The 19,564-nt window shown below is 70.8% G+C and carries 12 protein-coding genes; 8 read left to right on the top strand and 4 right to left on the bottom strand.

What is annotated here, in order from left to right; all coding sequences use genetic code 11:
- Positions 1-14 precede the first annotated feature (14 nt).
- The 3 genes from WME85_RS34010 to WME85_RS34020 form a co-directional block, all read right to left on the bottom strand.
- Complete coding sequence (locus WME85_RS34010; protein ID WP_437827269.1) at positions 15-701, bottom strand: GNAT family N-acetyltransferase; 687 nt, start codon at positions 699-701, stop codon at positions 15-17.
- Entirely contained in the window at positions 698-1,813 is a 1,116-nt protein-coding gene (locus WME85_RS34015) for a fatty acid desaturase (RefSeq protein ID WP_437827270.1), read from the bottom strand. The genes WME85_RS34010 and WME85_RS34015 overlap by 4 nt, the downstream gene beginning before the upstream one ends.
- A gap of 1,388 nt (positions 1,814-3,201) precedes the next feature.
- On the bottom strand, positions 3,202-4,137 hold the full coding sequence (locus WME85_RS34020) for a LysR family transcriptional regulator (protein ID WP_437827271.1): 936 nt from the start codon (positions 4,135-4,137) through the stop codon (positions 3,202-3,204).
- Between the two features lie 193 nt (positions 4,138-4,330).
- Here WME85_RS34020 and WME85_RS34025 point away from each other — a divergent pair, with 193 nt between their 5' ends.
- Positions 4,331-4,786, top strand: coding sequence for a DoxX family protein (locus WME85_RS34025; protein ID WP_437827272.1), 456 nt, complete (start codon positions 4,331-4,333; stop codon positions 4,784-4,786).
- A 26-nt stretch (positions 4,787-4,812) separates the two neighbouring features.
- Here WME85_RS34025 and WME85_RS34030 read toward each other — a convergent pair whose 3' ends face one another.
- Positions 4,813-7,302: a substrate-binding domain-containing protein gene (locus tag WME85_RS34030; protein WP_437827273.1), complete on the bottom strand. Its 2,490-nt coding sequence runs from the start codon at positions 7,300-7,302 to the stop codon at positions 4,813-4,815.
- 471 nt (positions 7,303-7,773) lie between these two features.
- On the opposite strand from WME85_RS34030, the gene WME85_RS34035 reads away from it, so the two are divergent.
- From WME85_RS34035 to WME85_RS34065, 7 genes are all read left to right on the top strand, one after another.
- Positions 7,774-13,185, top strand: a complete 5,412-nt coding sequence (locus WME85_RS34035) for a trifunctional serine/threonine-protein kinase/ATP-binding protein/sensor histidine kinase (RefSeq protein WP_437827274.1) — start codon at positions 7,774-7,776, stop codon at positions 13,183-13,185.
- Between the two features lie 14 nt (positions 13,186-13,199).
- Entirely contained in the window at positions 13,200-13,697 is a 498-nt protein-coding gene (locus WME85_RS34040; RefSeq protein WP_437827275.1) for a response regulator, read from the top strand.
- A 224-nt stretch (positions 13,698-13,921) separates the two neighbouring features.
- Positions 13,922-15,037 (top strand): GIY-YIG nuclease family protein, encoded by a 1,116-nt coding sequence (locus WME85_RS34045; protein WP_437827276.1) that lies wholly within the window; start codon positions 13,922-13,924, stop codon positions 15,035-15,037.
- A 79-nt stretch (positions 15,038-15,116) separates the two neighbouring features.
- Entirely contained in the window at positions 15,117-15,587 is a 471-nt protein-coding gene (locus WME85_RS34050) for a MarR family winged helix-turn-helix transcriptional regulator (protein WP_437827277.1), read from the top strand.
- Positions 15,568-16,344, top strand: a complete 777-nt coding sequence (locus tag WME85_RS34055) for an acetolactate decarboxylase (RefSeq protein ID WP_437827278.1) — start codon at positions 15,568-15,570, stop codon at positions 16,342-16,344. Before WME85_RS34050 ends, WME85_RS34055 begins: the two co-directional genes overlap by 20 nt.
- Positions 16,345-16,409: 65 nt before the next feature.
- Positions 16,410-18,119, top strand: a complete 1,710-nt coding sequence (locus WME85_RS34060) for an AAA family ATPase (RefSeq protein WP_437827279.1) — start codon at positions 16,410-16,412, stop codon at positions 18,117-18,119.
- A 215-nt stretch (positions 18,120-18,334) separates the two neighbouring features.
- Positions 18,335-19,393, top strand: coding sequence for a P1 family peptidase (locus tag WME85_RS34065; protein ID WP_437827280.1), 1,059 nt, complete (start codon positions 18,335-18,337; stop codon positions 19,391-19,393).
- The last annotated feature ends 171 nt before the right edge of the window (positions 19,394-19,564 follow it).

Genomic DNA, 19,564 nt, shown 5'->3' on the forward strand with positions numbered 1-19,564 from the left:
AAGCGACAGGCGGGTCACCGCGCGTCGGCGCTGAGCGTCGGAGGCGACGCCCGGCGCGTGTCGAGCTCGGCGAAGAAGAACTGCAGCAGCTTCCTCTGGCTCTCCGAGCCTTCGCGCCAGAGCTTGAACGCCGTCTCGATCGCCACCATCCCCACGACGCTCAGCGGGCTGCCCGCGAAGCGCACGTCCTGGTAGGGCTCGCAGATCGGCTCGAAGCCCGTCTGGGTATAGAAGTGCTGGAAGTTCCCGTTCGCGTCGGCGAAGAAGTCGCCCAGGATGTGTGTCGCCTTGAGCATGGTGATGCTGAAGACGAGCCCGTGGCGCATGAGCTGCATTCCCACCCCCTGCGAGCGGACCTCCGGCGCGCTCACGAGGTGGCCGAACTCGACCAGGCGAGCCCCCTTGGCGCGGTAATCGTTCAGGTCCACGGTCAGCTTCGCGGTCGACTCGCACGGCAGCCCGAGCTCCGAGTCGCGGATGATCTTCACCGCCCCGATGGGGGTGGCGTCGTTGTAGGCGACGAAGTAGGTGCCGTACTGGTCGTACTTGTCGAACGTCTCCTTCGTGTCGTCGACCGAGTTCAGCCGCCCCTGATCGTCGACGTACACGCGGTCGCGCAGCGTGATCACGTCGCGCATGCCCGCTTCGGTGTTGATCTCGCGCACTGTGATTTCTTTGCCCGTGGGACGCGCAGAATTCATGTTCTCTCCTCTGTTACCGCTGAACCGTTCAAGACCTTCGAGCTGCTCCCGTTGCGAGCCCGGCTCCCTGCCGTGGGGGCCGGCGCTGGCAGGTCAGAGATGGGGATCGGCCCGCGCAGCTGGCGAAGCGCCGACGCCACGAAGCCGCCATCGTAGACGAGCCCCTCTTCGCGGGCCTTCGCCGGCAAGGCGCTCCAGGGCAGGCTGGGATAGCGATGGTGCAGCCCGTGGTGGTTGAAGTGGAGCACGAGCCAGGACGGGCCGAGCTCGTGGTTGCGGGCGGGCTGCGGCGCCTCCGGGAGGTTGCGCGCCGTGCCGTAGTGGTAGGCGTCGTCGAAGAAGGACACGAGGAGCGCTCGACCCGACAGCGCCGCGAGCAGCACCCACACGTCGTGCCGGTAAAGCCAGAACGACGCGCCGAGCAGGGCGAGGCACAGCGCGGCGTCGGTGCGCGCCTCCTGGAGGGTGCTCTTCTTCGCGAGGGTGGACTTGATCCGCCGGCCCATCTCGCCGTCGCCGATCAGGTCCTTGATGACCCGGTCGCGCCGACCCTGCGGCAGCCAGACGATGAGGCACGCGAGGACCTCGCTCCAGTACCGCCCCGCCAGCACGGTGTAGTAATGGTGGACCGCCGCCCTCGACCACGATGTACGCGCCGGGTCGTAGGCCTCTGCGTAGTCCTCCACGCGATTGTACTTGTGGTGCAGGAGGTGGACGAGCTTGAGGACCGCGAACGGCGACCCGTGCAGGACGCTGAGCAGCCGCGACACCCGGTCGTTGGCGTCGCGGGCGGGGTAGAGCATGTTGTGGATCCCCTCGTGAATGAGCACCCAGGAGGGGTAAGCGAGGGCCACCGAGACGACCAGCGCGGCGATCGCCGCCGAGGGCTCGCGGATGAGGCCCAGGGGATAGAGCACCAGGAAGTACGCCTGGGAGACGCCGAAGATCGCCGCGAGCAGCAGGTTCAGCCGCGCGGGGATCAGAGCCTTGAAGGACCTCGACGCCGCGCTCGCCGCGCCAGGAACCGAGGCCGCCGGGACCCCCGCCGGCGCGTCCGACGGACGCTCGACGGACGTCAGCCGCGCCGATGCCACGAGCTCCGTCGCGCTCATAGGCCCTGGCCCACCGAAAGGAGGGCGCGCTCGGGCAGCCATCCCCTGCGAGCAATGAATCGCTCATGCGACTTCGCAAGTTTCATCTCGTAAAACCGCCTTTGCATCGTTTGATTGAACCGCACCCGGGCGATTGCCGCGACGAGCCGGCATCACGGCGGTCCTCGCTCGTGCGGCCCTCTCTCACGGAGCCCCACATCGGTCATCGAGAGCGGCCAGGAACGACGCCTCGGCCTCCCCTCTTCCGATGTTCTGCCGGCTGTACCGTCGCGCGTCTCGTCAGCAACTCGTCAGCAACGCCTGTGCCAGTTACCCCGCCGCTCCCCCCGGATCCCCGTCTCAAGGCGTCTGTTGCGAAGACTGACGAGGAACATGGCCCCAGCTTCGAACGACATGCTGCGCCGCAGCGCTCGCGAGAGCCGCAATCTAGATCACTTCGAGACAATAACAAGGATCAAATCGTCGCGCGTGTGTCGATGGTCGAATCGAGGAATCGTCGACGCGTATTGAAATATCGACCCACCAGAGCATCGTATGTGGTGAACCGATCCAGCGATGTTAAGCAGTGTTAAGTTCCGTTCCGTTTCAGCGGGGCGCGAACATTCTACCCCTGTGCCGACCCCGCGTGCGTTTGACGTTTGAGGGGGCGGCACGAATGCAGTCCGGCTCGAATTGTACCGTGTGCTGCGCGGCGGAGCCTGATTCACTCGGACCGGCGTGCTGCATGGCTGAAGCGTGGCGAGGTCGTGCCACATGCGGGGACCTCTCCTCTACTGATTGCTGATCCGGTGCTGATCCGGTGCTGATCCGGCGCTCATCTGGAGCTACCCGGCTCGGGTAAATTGATGAATCCGCTCGCTTCGGTCTGCCGTGCCCAGCAGCGCCGCGCTGCACGGCGGCCGCCGGGATTTCCAGGAGATCAGCCCCTGAATGGCTCGATCGGGGTGTGTGAGCAGGTACGCCGTCGCGCCGGAGGCACGACCTTGGTTAAAGGTACATACAAAGGTAAGTGCTGGGCCCTGTCCCGGAGCGACGGTGGCAGGTGAGGAGGGCGCTTTCGAGCCTCCGCGGTCGCGCGCTGTCGGAGCGTGGGGCGCCGGCCGGTGGTGGCCCAATTTGCCCCGGAGTGATTCACATGAAGGAGGGAAGGCAGGAAGATCATTGATCTTTTCTTCCCGCCTTCCCGCCTTCATGTTCAAATCCGGCCACCACCCGCCGGCGGGTGATCGATCAGGCAGACAGGCAGATGACGAGATCATTGCGGCGGCATCGCAATGTTGCAATTCCGTTTCGAGCTCGTCTCGTGTGCGTCACGGCGTACGGCCGTGAACGCCAGTCGAGCTACCCCGACTCGCCTGGGCTCCCTCTGCCGACGACCGGCGCCCCGATCACGCCAGTCGCTTGACCCAGGCGATGACGAAGTCGCGGAACACGGCCACGTTCCGCGCCACGTGCCGCGCGCTGGGGTAGACCAGGTACAAGGTCCCAGCGCGCTGCGACCACTCGGGCAGCACGTGGACGAGGCGCCCGCTCGCCAGGTCGGGCGCGGCGAGGACGCGCGGCAGCGGCCCGATGCCGCCCCCCGCGCGGAGCAACGAGCGGATGAGCTGGAAGTTGTCGGTGGCGACGCGCCCGGTCGACATCGCGTCGCGCACCGCGCGCGCGTCGTCCACGGGCCACTGGCCGCGCCGGGTGCTCGGGAGGAACACCACCCGATCGTGGTCGGCCAGCTCGTCCAGCGCGCGGGGCAGGCCGCGGCGCGCGAGGTACGAAGGGGCCGCGAAGAGCTGCACGCTGGAATCGAACAGCTTGCGCGCGACCAGCGAGGAGCCCGGGAGCTCGCGCGCCGCCCGCAGCGCCACGTCGAAGCCCTCGCGCAGGAGATCGACCTGGCGAGAGGACAGGTCCACCTCGACGGACAGCAGCGGGTACCGCGCGCCGAACTCGACCAGCAGCTCGCCGAGGAACGACTCGCCGCCGTCAGGCGGCGCGCTGAGCCGGATCATCCCCTGCGGCTGGCCCTGGTAGTCGTCGAGCGCCTGCGCCGCGTCGCGGAGGCCGGCGATGTGGGGCGCCACGTCGCCGAAGAAGCGGCGCCCCGCGTCCGTCAGCGCGACAGCGCGCGGCGACCGCTGGAGGAGCCGCACCTTGAGGCCCTCCTCCAGGCGCGTCACCGCGCGGCTCACCGTCGACTTCGGGACCCCGAGCTGCGCGGCCGCGGCCGTGAACGAGCCCAGCTCCGCCACCCTGACGAAGGCGGCGATCTCGTCGAGCTGGGGCGCCCGGGGCGATTGCGCTCGGGCTGCCGCGCGAGGGACAGGCATGCGGGACCTCAACGGGGCTGGGGGTGGCTGGCGTCGGGGTCGATCGCGCCAGGCTGCGGGTCAGGTTGCCAGAACGCAACGCTGCGTTGAATCGTTGCACAATAGCACCGGCGCTCGCCAGCGCCCATAGGAAGGGGGCGGGCGCGGCGGCGAACAGGGTCGCGCGAGCCCGCCTCACCCAGCGAGGCTCGTCATGATCAACGTCAAACGTTTCGCCCCCGCCGCCGCCCGCACGCTTCAAGGGCTCGTGTTCTTCGTCTTCGGGCTCGACGGCTTCTTGCACCTGATGCCGCACCCGCCGGCGCCGGAGGCCGCCGCCAGCTTCGCGGGCGCGCTGGCCGCGACCGGGTACATGCTCCCGCTGCTCAAGGGGACCGAGGTCGTCGCCGGCGCGCTCCTGCTCTCGAACCGCTATGTCCCGCTCGCGCTGGCGCTCCTCGCGCCCATCGTCGTGAACATCGTCGCCTTCCACGCCTTCCTCGCGCCGGGCAACCCGGTCGCCTGGCTCGTCCTCGCCCTCGAGATCTACCTCGCCTTCGCCTACCGCGCGGCGTTCCGCCCGATGCTCCGCGCCCGCGTCGCGGCAGGCGCCGCGGAGGGCGCCGGCGCCGCGCAGGGCAAGCTCAGGCCGGCCGAGAGCGCCGCCTGAACCGCCGCCGCGGCGCGGCGGCGCGCTCAGCCCTGGTACACGATGCGGCCGCCCGTCCTCGCCAGCGCGTAGCGGACGCCGCGCGCCAGGTCGACGTGCGTGGTCATCGCGCCGACGTCCACGCCCTCCGCGACCATCATCCGCGCCGCGCTCCCGGCCACGCCGACGAGCACCGCCTCCGCGCCGAGCAGCGCGGCCGCCTGCGCCGCGCGGACGAGCTGGTTCGCCGCCTCGGCGTCGATCACCGCCATCCCGGTGACGTCGATCAGCACGACCCGCGCGTCGTGCTCGTCGATCTCCCTCAGCAGCGACTCGATGAAGCGGCTGGAGCGCTGGGCGTCCATGGTGCCCACCACGGGCATCACGAGGACGCCGTCGGCGATCGGCACCACGGGGCTCGACAGCTCGTTGATCGTGCGGAGCATCGACTCCTGCTGCCGGTTGGCCCGCTCCAGCGCGTCGGTCCGCTCCGAGATCCGGCCGAAGAGCCGGGCGTTCTCGATGGCGACCGCCGCGGTGCCGGCGACGCGCTCGAGGAAGCACAGGTCCTCGGCCGCGCAGGCGCCGCCGCGCTGGGTGCTCAGGACGATGGCGCCCACGACGCTGCCCCGGGCCCGCAGGGGCAGGCCGACCAGCGTGCGCGCGCCGGCGTGGCCGCGGGACAGGGCGGCGTCCTCGGGCCCCTCGTGCTCGGCCGGGTCGATCACCAGCGGGCGGTCCGCGGCGATCACCCGGGCGAGCAGCGAGCGCGGCGACAGCGAGACGCGCTCCTCGACGACGGCCTCCTCGCGCGCCGAGACGCCGATCAGCAGCACCTCGACAGGCCTGGCGCCGGCCGGGGCCCGGTCGACCCGCCGGCTCGCGACCCGGCGGGCCGTGTCGAGCGCCAGGTGATCGCTCAGCGTCGTGGACCACGGCGTGTGCTCGAGGGTGACGCAGTCGACGCCCGTGTGGAGGATCCGCGAGGCCGGCAGCTCCGCGAGCGTGGGCTCGACGCCCCGGGTGATCATCCCGTGGAGGATCTCGGTGGCGCGACGGCCCATGTCGTACTCGCGCTGGACGATCGTCGCGTGGATCACGCCCTGCCGGAGCAGGGCGACCGTGGCGGCGACGAGATCGAACCCGATGATCTTGAGATCTCCCGCCCTGCCGAGCTCCCGCGCGGCGCGGCCCCAGGCCGGCCCGTTCTCGCCCGCGACCCCGAAGGCGCCGGCGAGGCCCGGCCGCGCCCCGAGCGCCCGCCGGGCGAACTCCGTCGCGAGCGCCTGATCGTAGTCGCAGTCCTCGTCGGGCGGCAGCACGGTGATGCTCGACCCCGAGAGCGCCGCGCGGAAGCCCTCGATGCGCTCGCGGGTGTTGATCGCGTGCCGCGTGGGCCGCTGCGACGCGACGACGCCGCCGCCGGGGAGCAGCCGCCTCATCATCTCGCCCGCAAGCCTGCCCGCCGCCACGTTGTCCGTGCCGATGTAGAGGGGCGCCCGGCTGCCCGGGACCGGCGGCGTGTCGACCACGATCACGGGGATCCCCGCCTCCGCCGCCCGCCGGAACGCTTCCTCGGCGGCCTCGGGCGCGCCGGGAGCGATGATGATGCCGTCGACGCCCCGGCGGATGCCGTCGTCGAGGATCTCCCGCTGGCAGCCCTCGCCGTCACAGGGGCCGAGCCGGAAATCGATGGTGATCCCCAGGCTGCGCGCGGCGTCGACGGCGCCGTCGCGCAGGCTGTGGAAGTACGTCGTCGGGGCGGTCGTCGGCGCCCGGTACACGCGCGCCTCGAGCGCGTGTCTGGCGGGGGCGGCCGCGGCGGGGTGGGCGGCGTGGGCGGTGGGGGCCGCGTCGTCCCCGCGGCTCGCCTCCTCGATCAGCCACAGCTCCACCGAGGACCACTGCGGCTCGATCTGCACGCTCTTGATGCCCTGGGCGAGCGTCTCGATGAGGTTGTGCGGCCTGACCGTCGTGCCCACCACGCTCAGCACCTGCTCGAGCAGGCGGATCTCCTGCGCGGATCTCGCCTTCTCGTCATAGAGCCTGTTCCGCTCGAGCGCCGCGCCGGCGGCGTCCAGGAACACCTCGATCATCGCGCTGCGCTCGTCGCTCGGCGGCTCCAGGGTGGCCTGCTCCAGGGCGAGGTAGCCGACCGGCGCCCCACGTAGATGGATGGGCGCGACAAGCACACCGGCACCGGCGGGCGCGGCGCCCCCTGGCGCGACCGCGGGAGGCAGGTGCGCTCGATACCATTCCTGTGCACTGACGACGCACATTCCGCGCGCCGCTTCGGGCGCCGCGCTCGGAGCGCACGGGGCCTGCGGGGCCTGCTCTTGCTCGGCGACGGCGGGCCCCGCGTCGGCCGGCAGGCTCACGCCCTGGCGAGAGGGCGAGTCGAACCCCTCGAGCGCCCTGTAGACGAGGCGAGGCCCCTCGCAGAGCAGCAGGCCACCGCGCGGGGACCGAGGAGCGATCGCCATGGCCCGCCGCACGATCTGCTGCAATGTCGCGAAGAGGTCCGGTGCGTGGTGCATACAGAGCTTGCTTGAGCGGCCGTCACGACGCGCGACGACATGGCGCAGAGCGTGCGACTCGCACGCTCGTGTCGACATGGCATCAAGCTACTTCCCGGACGCTTTGCAACGCAAGCGTTCCATAATGAGCGTGAATGCCCGATCGACTCCCCCCTTCGCGCTCGCGCCCGGGGAGGCGCCCGAGGCGATGTCCGCCGGAGCACCGCGACGCAACGACGGTATCGGGCGCTCGCCCGAGCGGCGTCGTCAAAGGCCCCAGGCGCCCAGGTTCACCCACTTCGCCCCCCCTCGCCCTGCACGGTCGGATTGTCTCCAGCAGCGCACATCACGCAACCCCGGCAGCGAGACTCACCAAACGGCGAAGTGTCTTCGTGGTACCATCCGGGACGCAACCATCGCCGGCCACGCCGTGCTCCGGGCTCGACCGCGTCGAACAGCGCCGGAGCGCGGCCACGTCAGTCAAGGGGAGTGATGCTGACGATCTCCGGATATGAAGCGACCGCCAAGATCTACGAGAGCGGCAACTCGCTCGTCTACCGAGGCCGGAGCGCCGGCGACGGGCGCTCCGTCATCCTCAAGCTGCTGCGCTCAGACTATCCCAGCCAGGCGGAGCTCACGCGCTACAGGCACGAGTACGCGGTGCTCCGCGGCCTGGATGCGCCGGGCGTCGTCCAGGCGCTCGACCTGTGCAGACATGAGAGAGGGCTCCTCCTCGTCCTCGAGGACTTCGGCGGCCATTCGCTGGCGCACCACCTCGCGCAGAGCGGACGGTTCGACGCCGCCGACTTCCTCCGGCTTGCGATCGGCACCACGCGCGCCCTCCACGATGTCCATGAGGGCAGAATTATACACAAGGACATCAATCCGTCCAACGTCGTTTTCAACCGCGAGACGGATACGATCAAGATCATCGACTTCGGCATCTCGACGCGGCTCTCGCGGGAAGAGCTGTCGATCAAGAGCCCCGCGGTGATCGAGGGGACGCTGGCCTACATTTCTCCCGAGCAGACCGGTCGGATGAACCGGTCGCTCGACCATCGCACCGACCTCTACTCGCTCGGTGCCACCTTCTACGAGCTCCTCACGGGCGTGGCGCCGTTCGGCGCGAAGGACGCCATGGAGCTCGTGCACTGCCATATAGCGCGCGATCCCACCCCGCCGCGCGCGCAGTGCCCGAGCGTGCCGGAGGCCCTGTCGGACCTCGTGATGAAGCTCATGGCGAAGACGGCCGAGGACCGTTACCAGAGCACGGCCGGCCTCCTCCACGATCTCGAGGCGTGCCAGAGGCGGCTCGGGGCCGCGGGCGAGGTCTCCTCGTTCCCGCTGGGGCGCGCCGACGCGTCCGGCGAGCTCCGCATCCCGCAGCAGCTCCATGGACGCCAGCGCGAGGTGCAGGCGCTGCTCGAGGCGCTCGACCGCGTCGCGCGGGGCGGCACCGAGCTGATGCTCATCGCCGGGTACTCGGGGGTCGGCAAGTCCGCGCTGGCGCACGAGCTGTACAAGCCCATCACCGAGGTGCGCGGGTACTTCGTCGCCGGCAAGTACGACCAGCTCCAGCGGAGCACGCCGTACAGCGCGCTCACCAGCGCCTTCCGCGACCTCGTGCGGCAGATCGTCGCCGAGCCCGAGTCGCAGTTCGCGCTGTGGCGCTCGAAGATCAAGGCGGCGCTCGGGGTGAACGGGCAGGTCCTCGTCGACGTGATCCCGGAGATCGAGCTCGTCGTGGGCCCGCAGCCGCCCGTCCAGGCGCTCGGGCCCGCCGAGTCGCAGAACCGCTTCGTGCGCGTCCTGCGGAACTTCGTCCGCGTTTTCTGCGACGCCGAGCGCCCGCTGGCCGTCTTCCTCGACGACCTGCAGTGGGCCGACGCGGCGTCGCTCCGGGTCATCGAGCTCCTGATGACGGACGCCGAGCTGCGCGGCCTGCTCGTGATCGGCGCCTACCGGGACAACGAGGTCGGGGCCGCTCACCCGCTGTCGGCCGCGATCGGCGCGCTGCGGCGGGAGGGGGCGGTCGTGCGCGAGATCTCTCCGGGGCCGCTCAGCACGGAGATGGTCTGTCGGATGCTCGCGGGCGCCCTGCGCGCCGAGGCCGCGGCGGTCATGCCGCTCGCCGCGCTCGTCGCGCGCAAGACCGGCGGCAACCCGTTCTTCGTCAACGAGTTCCTCCGCACGCTGCACCAGACCGGGTGCCTGCGGTACGACGCCGGCAGCGCGACGTGGACGTGGGACGTCGCGTACATCGAGTCCAGGAACATCACCGACAACGTCGTCGACCTGATGATCGGCAAGCTCCGAGGCCTCCCCGGCGACACGCAGCGGGCGCTCATGTCGGCGTCTTGCCTCGGCAACCGCTTCGACCTGGGCAGGCTCGCGGTCATCCGCGAGGAGACGCGCGGCGAGGCCTACCGGCACCTCCTGCCCGCGCTGCACGAGGGCCTCATCGTCCCGCTGTCCCCGATGGAGCCCGCGGCGCCCGACGACCTCGCCGCGCCGCTCGTCTTCCCGGACTACAGGTTCCTCCACGATCGCGTCCAGCAGGCGGCATACGCCATGATCGAGGAGGACGAGCGCAGCGGCCTCCACGCCGAGATAGGCCGGCTCCTCCTGCGGAGCCTCGGCGGCCGCGACCCCGAGGAGAAGGTCTTCGACATCGTCTACCACCTGAACCGCGGCGCCGACCTGCTGAGCGACGCCGCCGAGCGCCGGCGCCTCGCGGAGCTGAACCTGCTCGCGGGCCGGCGCGCGCTGCTCTCCGCCGCCTTCGACGCCGCGCGCGGCTACTTCGCCAGCGGCCTCTCGCTCCTGCCCGCGGGCGCGTGGCAGGGCGATCACGCGCTGACGAGCGCGCTCCACGTCGGCGCCGCCGAGGCGGCGTGCATGAACGCCGACTGGGGCGCCATGAAGGAGCTCGTGGACGCGGCCCTGTGCGAGATTAACGACGTCATCAGCAGGAGCAAGCTCTACGAGCTCCTGATCCTCTATCACCACACGCAGGCGGAGTTCCGGAAGGCCGTGGACATCGCCGTGGAGGCGCTCGCGCAGCTCGGAGAGACGTTCCCCGCGAGCCCGGGCACGCAGGAGTTCGTCGACGCTTACACGACGACGACGAAGCAGGTCGCCGAGCTCGGCCTCGGGCGCCTCGGCCGGCTCCCCCCGATGACGGACGCCTCGAAGCAGGCGGCGCTCGTGATCCTGCGGCGCGCGATCCACGCGTCGTACTTCGCCGCGCCGGAGATGCTCGGGCTCTTCATCTGCCGCGGGCTCGGCCTGACGATGGATCACGGCGAGTCGCCGCTCTCGTCCTACGCGTTCGCGGCGTTCAGCGTCCTCGTCAACGCCGCCGTGGGCGACATCAAGGCCGGATCCCAGTTCGGCGAGCTGGCGATCGAGGTGCACCGGCGCCGGGACGAGCCGCTCTACAAGGCGAGCGTCTACAACTTCTATTACGGGCTCTCGCGGCATTTCTACCGTCCGGCGCGCGAGAGCCAGGCGCCGCTCCTCGAGGGGTACCTGAGCTACGCCGAGAACGGCGACGCCGAGAGCGCGGCGTACTGCCTGATCAACGGCTTCGTCTGCGGCGCCGTCTCCGGGCAGAACCTCCTGGAGCTCGAGTCGATGTTCGAGCGGCACATCGAGGAGGTCTTCCGGTTCAAGCAAGAGCAGGTCATCAACCAGCTCAGCGTGTGGCGGCAGGCGATCCGGAACCTGAGCGGCAGGTCCGAGCACGCGGCGAAGATCGAGGGGGAGTTCTTCGACGCCGAGCGCGTGCTCCCCGGCCTGTACGCGACGAGGAACTTCAACACCGTCAACTACATCCATACGGCGCAGGCGATGCTCTACTTCGTCTTCGGCGAATACGAGCTCGCCTACAAGCACGCTGCCGAGACGGAGCCGACCCTCGGCGCCAGCACGGGCAAGGTGTTCACGCCGATGCACACCTTCTATTACTCGCTCTCCATGACCGCGCTCTACCCGGCGGCCTCGCCGGAAGAGAAGGAGCGCTATCGCGCGAAGCTCGCCGAGAACCAGGCGAAGCTCAGGGCGCTCTCCGAGACGTGCGCCAGCAACTTCCTGCACAGGTACCTGCTCGTGGAGGCCGAGCTCGCGCGGCTCGACGGCCGGCCGGCCGAGGCCCTCGATCTGTACGACCGCGCCATCGCCTCCGCGTCGGAGCACGACTACGTGAACGAGGCCGCGGTGGCCTGCGAGCTGGCGGGGCGGTTCTGGCTCGCGCAGGGGAAGGAGAAGCTCGCGCGCGTGTACCTCTCGGACGCGTGCTATCACTACAACCTCTGGGGCGCTGTCCGCAAGACGCAGGACCTCCAGGAGCGGTATCCGCACCTCGCGGCGCGCGAGGCGCTCTCGCAGCGATCGCCGGAGGTACCGCCCTCGCGGACGTTCGTCACGACGACCTCGCTCGGCGCATCCCGCCTGGACCTGAGGACGGTCTTGAAGGCGGCGCAGGCGATCTCCGGGGAGATCGTGCTCGACCGGCTCCTCAGCAAGCTCATGTCGGTCGCCATGGAGAACGCGGGCGCCCAGCGCGGCTGCCTCGTGCTCCGCGACAGCGACGGCCTGCGGGTCGAGGTCGAGATCGACTGGACGGACGGCCGCGACGACGCGAGCTTCCCGGGGCTGCCCCTGGACGAGGCCGCGGCGCGCGCTCGCCCGCTCGTGCCGGCCGGGATCGTGCAGTACGTCGCGCGGACGGGCCAGAGCGTCGTCCTCGTCGACGCCTCGACCGACCGGCAGTTCCAGCGCGACGACTACGTCGCCCAGCGCCGCCCGAGGTCGGTGCTGTGCACGCCCATCGTCCACCACAACGGCCTTTACGGGGCCATCTACCTCGAGAACAACACGGCGACCGGGACGTTCACCCGCGAGCGGCTCGAGCTGCTCACGATGCTCTCCTCGCAGATGGCGATATCCATCGAGAACGCGAGGCTCTACACGGGCGTGGAGCAGAAGGTCCGCGAGCGCACGGCGGAGCTCGAGGCGGCGCACGCGACGATCGTGCGGCTGGAGCGGGAGGCGGTCGAGAACCAGATGGCGGGCGGCTTCGCGCACGAGATGCGCAACGCGCTCTCCGGGGCCGCGATGGTGCTCGGGACCGTGACCCAGGGCGGCGAGACGCTGTGCGCGAAGAACGCAGCCAGGCTGGGCGAGCTCTTCGACCTGCTCAAGGACGACATCCCCGAGGGCAAGCTCGAGGCGGTCCTCACCCGGCTGGGCGATCTCGAGGGGGCCGAGGAGACGCTGGACAGCGTGCTCTGCATGGTGGGCGACTGCACGGCGCGCGCGCTGAGCGTCACGAACAGCATCCTGGAGTACTCGAAGCTCGGCGTCGCGCTCGCCGGCAACGAGGCCGTGAGCCTCCGCCGCGTCGTCGAGTCGGTCGCGGCGCGGCACCGCGACGAGTTCGCGCGCCAGGGCGTGTCGGTCGAGCTCGATCTCCGGGGCGGCTCGGCGGTCGTCGGGTACGAGTCGCATTTCGACTCCATCGTGAACAACATCGTCCTGAACGCGCGCGACGCGCTGCTCCTGGTCGACGCTGGCCGCGGCCGGCGGGTGCGGATCGCGACGGTCGACGAGGGGGAGCTCCAGGTCCTCACCGTCAGCGACAACGCGGACGGGATCTCCCCCGACAACCTCTCGAAGGTCTTTCAGCCGTTCTTCTCGACGAAGCCGACGACCGGCGTTGGCCTCGGGCTCAGCTTCGTCTCCCGCATCGTCGCGATGTACGGCGGGACGATCGCCGTCGAGAGCGACGCGGAGCGCGGCACGACGTTCATCGTCCGGCTCCCCCGCGCGATGTCGCGCGGACAGCCGCAGCCGGCCGGCACCCCCCACGGCCGTATCGAGCAGAACCTCGCGGAGAATTGAGAGGAGGCGCCGAGATGACATCAGCGAAATTCACCAGGCGCTTTCGCGGGACCTCGGACGAGGCGCCGGAGGAGACACCGAAGGAGCGGCCGATCGTGGTCGTGATCGACGACGATCCGCGCATGCGGTCGGCGCTCGCGTTCACGCTGCGGCACGACTACGACGTGCGCCTGTACGCGAGCGCTCAGGAGGGCATCGCCGGCGTGACGGAGATGACCAGCCTGGTCATCCTGGACATCCGCATGCCGGGGATCGACGGGCTCACGGCCTACCTGAAGATCAAGGCGCTGTACCCGAAGGTGCCGATCATCTTCTACACGGCGTTCCAGGACATCCTCGAGAAACAAGATCTGCTCTCGACCCACAAGGCGTTCGGCTATTTCGACAAGAACGGCGACGTGTCGGGGCTCATGGCGGCGGTGGAGAAGGCCGTCCAGCACCACAGCGTCGTCTCCAGCATGGCGAGCGCGCAGAAGCTCGTGCGCGCGATCAGGCCCCGGGACGACCACTGACGATCGGCGCTCTTGCTTGCCATGAGATGAATTCGTCTACGCGAGAGTTGCTCACATGATTGTCAAGCCTTTCGCGGGCGAGCGGACGCGGCGTGTGGCGCGGCGCGGCGACTGCCAATCCGGGGGGCTCGCGCTCAACATCTCCTGAGCTCGCCTGCCCTCGCGTCGACCGCGCTCGCCGACCACCTTGCGCGGCCGCCGCGGCGTCGCAAGAACATGGGTCGATGTCGCGCGAGGCGCTGCTCCCGACGCGGAAGAGACCTGGTGATGAGGAGCGGCTCGCGCTGCTCCGCAGCTTCGTGCGGGCGGGCGCCGAGAACCGGCCCGGCGTCTACCGGATGTTCGGTGAGGACGGCTCCGTCCTCTACGTGGGGAAGTCGAAGCGCGTGCGCACCCGGCTGCTCGGCTATTTCCGCTGCGATCCCGAGGAGAAGGGCGCGCGCATCCTCCGGCAGACGAGCCACGTCGCGTGGGAGTACTGCCCGAGCGAGTTCGCGGCGCTGCTCGCCGAGCTCAGGCTCATCCGGCGGCTGTGGCCGCGCTTCAACGTGGCCATGAAGCGCGATCTCAAGCGCTACGCCTTCATCAAGGTCACGCGCGGGCCGGCGCCGAAGCTCCACGTCGTGCGCGGCCCCGCGCGCGACCCCGGCGCGCTCTACTACGGCCCGTTCACGGGCGCGGGCCGCGTCCGCGAGGCGGTGCGCGCGCTCTCCAACGCGCTCGGGCTGCGCGACTGCGCCGAGGACGTGCCGATGCACTTCAACGAGCAGCGGGCGCTCTTCACGCTGTCGCCCCGCACGCCCGGCTGCATCCGTCACGAGATCAAGCGCTGCCTCGGCCCGTGCGTCGCGGGCTGTTCGTCGCGGGAGTACGGCGACCAGGTCGAGCTCGCCCGCGCCTTCCTCGAGGGCCGGAGCGACGGCCCCATCAGCCGCTTCCGCGACGAGATGGAGGCCTGCGGCGCGCGCGACGAGTTCGAGCGCGCCGCCGCCCTGCGCGACCGGATCCAGCGCCTCACGGCGCTGCGCGGCGAGCTCCAGCGGCTCCGCTTCGCGCTCGAGTCGCTCTCGTTCCTCTACACGGTGCCTGGCCACGAGGGCGACGACAGGGTGTACCTCGTCCGGCGCGGCAGCGTCCGCGCCGAGGTCCCGGCGCCGCGCTCGGACGGAGAGCGCCGCGCGCTCGACCGGCTCGCGGCCGACGTGTTCGGCCCCGTGGAGCCCGCCGCCGCCCCGGTGCCGCTGAGCGAGATCGACGAGGTGCTGCTGCTGTCCGCGTGGTTCCAGCGCTACCCCGACGAGCTCGCGCGGACGCAGCCGGCGCCGGGCCTCAAGGGATAGCCGCCGGCGCCCGCGCGCGCGGCGCCACGCGTTTGCGGAAATGGTTGCGGTACGCAACGATCTGTGTTCCTCTCGGGCGGTGACCACGCGAGAGCTCCGCTCCGAGGTCCGCGCCTTCGTGCGCGGGTTCGGGCTCCTGGACGAGGAGCGCACGCCGTGCGGCGTCCGGGTGGCGCCGCGCGAGGCCCACGCGCTGGCGGTCCTCGCGGAGGCCGAGCAGGCGGGCGCGCAGCTCTCCCAGAGCGACCTGCGGAGAGCGCTCGGCATCGACAAGAGCAACGTCACCCGGCTGATCCAGCGCCTGCGCGACGACGGCCGCGTCGAGCAGGACGTCAGCGAGGAGGACGGGCGGGTCCGTCACCTGCGGCTCACCGCGGCCGGGCGCCGCATGGCGGGGCACCTGGAGGAGCAGAGCCTGCTGCGGTTCCAGTCGATCCTGGACGCGATCCCCTGCGCGGAGCGCGCCGCCGTGGTGCGGGCGCTGCACGTCCTGAACTGCGCGCTCCGGCGCGCGACCGAGGAGCCACCTCATGCGAGCGACGCGACGTAGCGCCGTTGCCTTCGCCCTTCTCATGGCCACGAGCGCCTCGTGCAATCCCTCGAGCGAGCCCTCCGCGGGGCCCGCGCCGGGCGCGGCAGCGTCGGGCACGGCGGGCGCGGCGCCGGTCCGCTCGTTCGGCGCGCTCCGCGCGATCATGCACGAAGGGCAGACCGGGCCCGCCGTGCGCATCGGCGACGTCGTCCCGGGCCCGCACGCGTTCGGGATCGGAGCGCTCAGCGAGCTGCGCGGCGAGGTGACCGTCGTCGACGACGCGATCTGGACGTCGTATCCGCGCGACGACGGGACCGCCGACGTGCGCCGCGGCGGGGCGGAGGAGCAGGCGGCGCTCTTCGTCGTGGCCGACGTCGCGCGCTGGCAGGAGGCGACGCTCGACGCCGACGTGCCCGACGGGCAGCTCGACGCGCGCATCGAGGCGCTGCTGCGGGAGCGCGGCCTCGACGCGGAGGGCGCCGTCCCGGTCCAGGTGCACGGGAGCTTCCGCGACCTGAGCTGGCACGTCATCGACGGGAGGAAGCTCGCCCCCGGCGGCGGGCACGCGGACCACGCGCGGGCGTCCGTGAGCGGGGTGCTTGCCGCCGCCGAGGGGACGCTGGTGGGCTTCTTCTCGAAGCGTCACCACGGCGTCTTCACGCACATGGGGTCGAACACGCACTTCCATGTCGTCGTGCCGGAGCGACCGCTGATGGGCCACGTGGACGCCGTGACGCTCGCCCGCGGCGCGCGCGTCCTCCTGCCAGCGCGTTGAGCTCGACCTGCCAGCGCGTCGAGCTTGACCTCCCGCGCCGCAGTCTCCACGCTCCCCCGGCGGCCATGCCCCTGCGCATCCCCCTCGGTATCAGCGATTTCCGCGAGCTCCGGGAGAAGGGGCTGGAGTACATCGACAAATCGGGCCTGCTCGTCGAGATGATCGACCGGGAGGGCACGAAGGTCCTGCTCCTGCCCCGCCCCCGCCGCTTCGGTAAGACGCTGAACCTGTCGATGCTCCGGTGCTTCTTCGAGAGGCGGTCCGAGGACCTCTCTCACCTGTTCCAGGACCTCGCCGTCTGGAGCGCGGGCGACGCCTACCGCGGTCACTTCCAGCGTTATCCGGTCATCTTTCTGACTTTCCGCGACGTCAAGGCGAGCACGTTCGAGGGCTGCTGGGCGGATCTGACGAAGAAGATCCAGGCGCTCTACGACGAGCATCGGGCGGTGCTCGACGAGGGCGCCCTGAGCGCGCTCGAGCGCAGAAACTATGCTGCCATCCTCGACGGCACGGCCGAGGCCGCGCTGTACCGCCAGGCCCTCGGGGATCTGTCGAGGTACCTGCACCGGGCCACGGGCGAGCGGGCGATCGTCCTCATCGACGAGTACGACGAGCCGATCCATGCGGGGTTCATCCACGGATACGCCCGGGAGATCCTCGAGTTCTCTCGCGCGTTCCTGACCGTCGGCCTCAAGGACAACCCGCACCTCGAGCGCGGGGTGGTCACGGGCGTCCTGCGCATCGCGCGCGAGAGCATCTTTTCTGGCCTCAACAACCTGGCCGTGTACACCCTGCTGCAGAGGACCTTCTCCACCTGCTTCGGCTTCACCGAGCCGGAGGTCGAGGCCTTGATGGCCAGAGCCGGCCAGCGCGACGCCATGGACCTCGTCCGCGCCTGGTACAACGGCTACGACTTCGGCGGGACGGTCATCTACAACCCCTGGTCGGTGCTCTCCTATCTCGCCGACCAGGAGCCAGAGCTCAAGCCTTACTGGCTCAACACCAGCTCCAACGAGCTCATCAAATCCACGCTGGAGAAGCACGCGGCGCGCCTCGGGCCCACGCTGGAGGCGCTCCTGCTGGGAGAGGGGTTCGAGACGGTGCTCGACGAGAACGTGCCGCTCGATCGGATCGATCAGAGCGACGCGGCGCTCTGGAGCCTGCTCGTGTTCTCCGGCTACCTGAAGGCGGAGAAGCGCCCCCGCGGCGCGATGGAGCAGGCGGCGCACCGGCTCTCCATCCCCAACCGCGAGGTGCGGCTGCTCTACTCCGGCACGTTCCAGCAGTGGTTGGAGGCGCGGGTGCGCGACCAGGGCACCGACCTGCACCGGCTGATCCAGGGGCTGCTCGGGGGCGACGCGGCGCTGGTCGAGCGGCAGCTCGGCGCGTTCGTGAAGAACGTCCTCTCGTATCATGACCTCGGCGCCGACACAGCGGATGCACCGGAGAGCGTCTATCAGGTCTTCGTGCTGGGCCTCCTCGCCGCGCTCGAGCCGGGGCACCGGGTGCGCTCGAACCGGGAGTCGGGAAACGGCCGCCCGGACGTGCTCATCCTGCCCAGCGAGCCCGGGCGGCCCGGCGTCGTGCTGGAGCTCAAGGTGGCGAGGGGCAAGAGGACGCTGGAGCAGGCGCTCGACGAAGGAATCGAGCAGGCCCGCGGAAAGGACTACGCCGCGGAGCTCCGCGCCGCAGGGGCCGATCCTTTCCATGTTCTCGTGATCGCGTTCGATGGCAAGGAGGTCCGCGTCCGGCGCGCTGGCGCGGACATGACGTGATCCGGGGTGACCGGCGCCCCTGGCACAGAGGTTGATATCACGCATCTCCATGGATGCCGGACGTCTCGACTCGCCACCTCCCGCGACCCGGGCGAACACCGCGGCCGATCACCCGGCAGAGCCCCTCTCCTTGCGGAGGCGCGGGCGCCTGCTTCCCCGACGAGGCGCGCCGCGCGCGCGTGGCGCCCGGGCCCGACTGCCCGTCAGGGGGCGCCGTGCGCGCCCGTGAGCTCGGCGTCGCGCCCGGGATCTTCGCCCCGGGCCCGCTGAACGCGATCACCGACGTGGAAGGCGTGCGGGTCGGGCACGCCACGGTGATCGAAGGCGACGCGATCCGCACCGGCGTCACCGCCGTCCTCCCTCACGGGGCGAACCTCTACCTCGACCGAGTCCCCGCGGCGATCCACGTGGGCAACGGGTTCGGCAAGCTCGTCGGCTCGACGCAGGTCCGCGAGCTGGGCGAGCTCGAGACGCCCGTCCTCCTCACGAGCACGCTCTCCGTGTTCCGGGCGGCCGACGCGCTCGTGGCGTGGATGCTGGCGCAGCCGGGCATGGAGGAGGTGCGCTCGCTCAACCCGGTCGTCGGCGAGACCAACGACGGCGCGCTCAACGCGATCCGACTCCGGCCGATCACCGCCGAGCACGTGCGCGCGGCCCTCTCGTCGGCGCGCGGGGGCCCCGTGCCGGAGGGGTGCGTCGGCGCGGGCACCGGGACGGTCGCGTTCGGATGGAAGGCCGGGATCGGCACCGCGTCGCGCGTGCTGCCCGCGCCGCTCGGCGGGGCCTGCGTCGGCGTCCTGGTCCAGTCGAACTTCGGCGGCGTGCTGCAGGTGATGGGGGCGCCGGTCGGCAAGGAGCTCGGCCGGTACGCCTTCCGATCGGAGGTCGAGGCGGACCGGGGAGACGGCTCCATCATGATCGTCGTCGCGACGGACGCGCCGCTCTCCGAACGCAACCTCGGGCGCCTCGCCGCCCGCGCGATTCTGGGCCTGGCGCGCACGGGCTCCTCCGCCGCGAGCGGCTCCGGCGACTACGCCGTCGCCTTCTCGACGAGCGCATCGGTCCGGCGCCCCTCCGGCGCGAGGCGGCTCGTCACGACAGAGCTCTCCAACGAGGACACCTCCGCGCTGTTTCAGGCCGTGATCGAGGCGACGGAAGAGGCCATCTACAACTCGCTCTTCACGGCCGAGACGACCGCCGGCAACGGCCGACGCGTCGAAGCCCTTCCGCTGGATCGCGTCCGTGAGGTGCTGTCCAGGCACGGCCTCCCGTAGCGTCCCGCCGCCGCCGGCAGGCGGGAAGGGCCCACGCCCGCGGCGAGCGCGCCGCTCCCTGGCGACTCGCTCGCTCCCGGGGCGCGCAGGCGAGCCGGCGCGGGCGCACACCCACTGGACTGCTCGCGTTGATCGTGGCGAAGCGCGGCGCGCTTGTCAAAATCCCCGGTC

This window comes from Sorangium sp. So ce1153 (assembly GCF_051521595.1).
Taxonomy (GTDB): domain Bacteria; phylum Myxococcota_A; class Polyangia; order Polyangiales; family Polyangiaceae; genus Sorangium.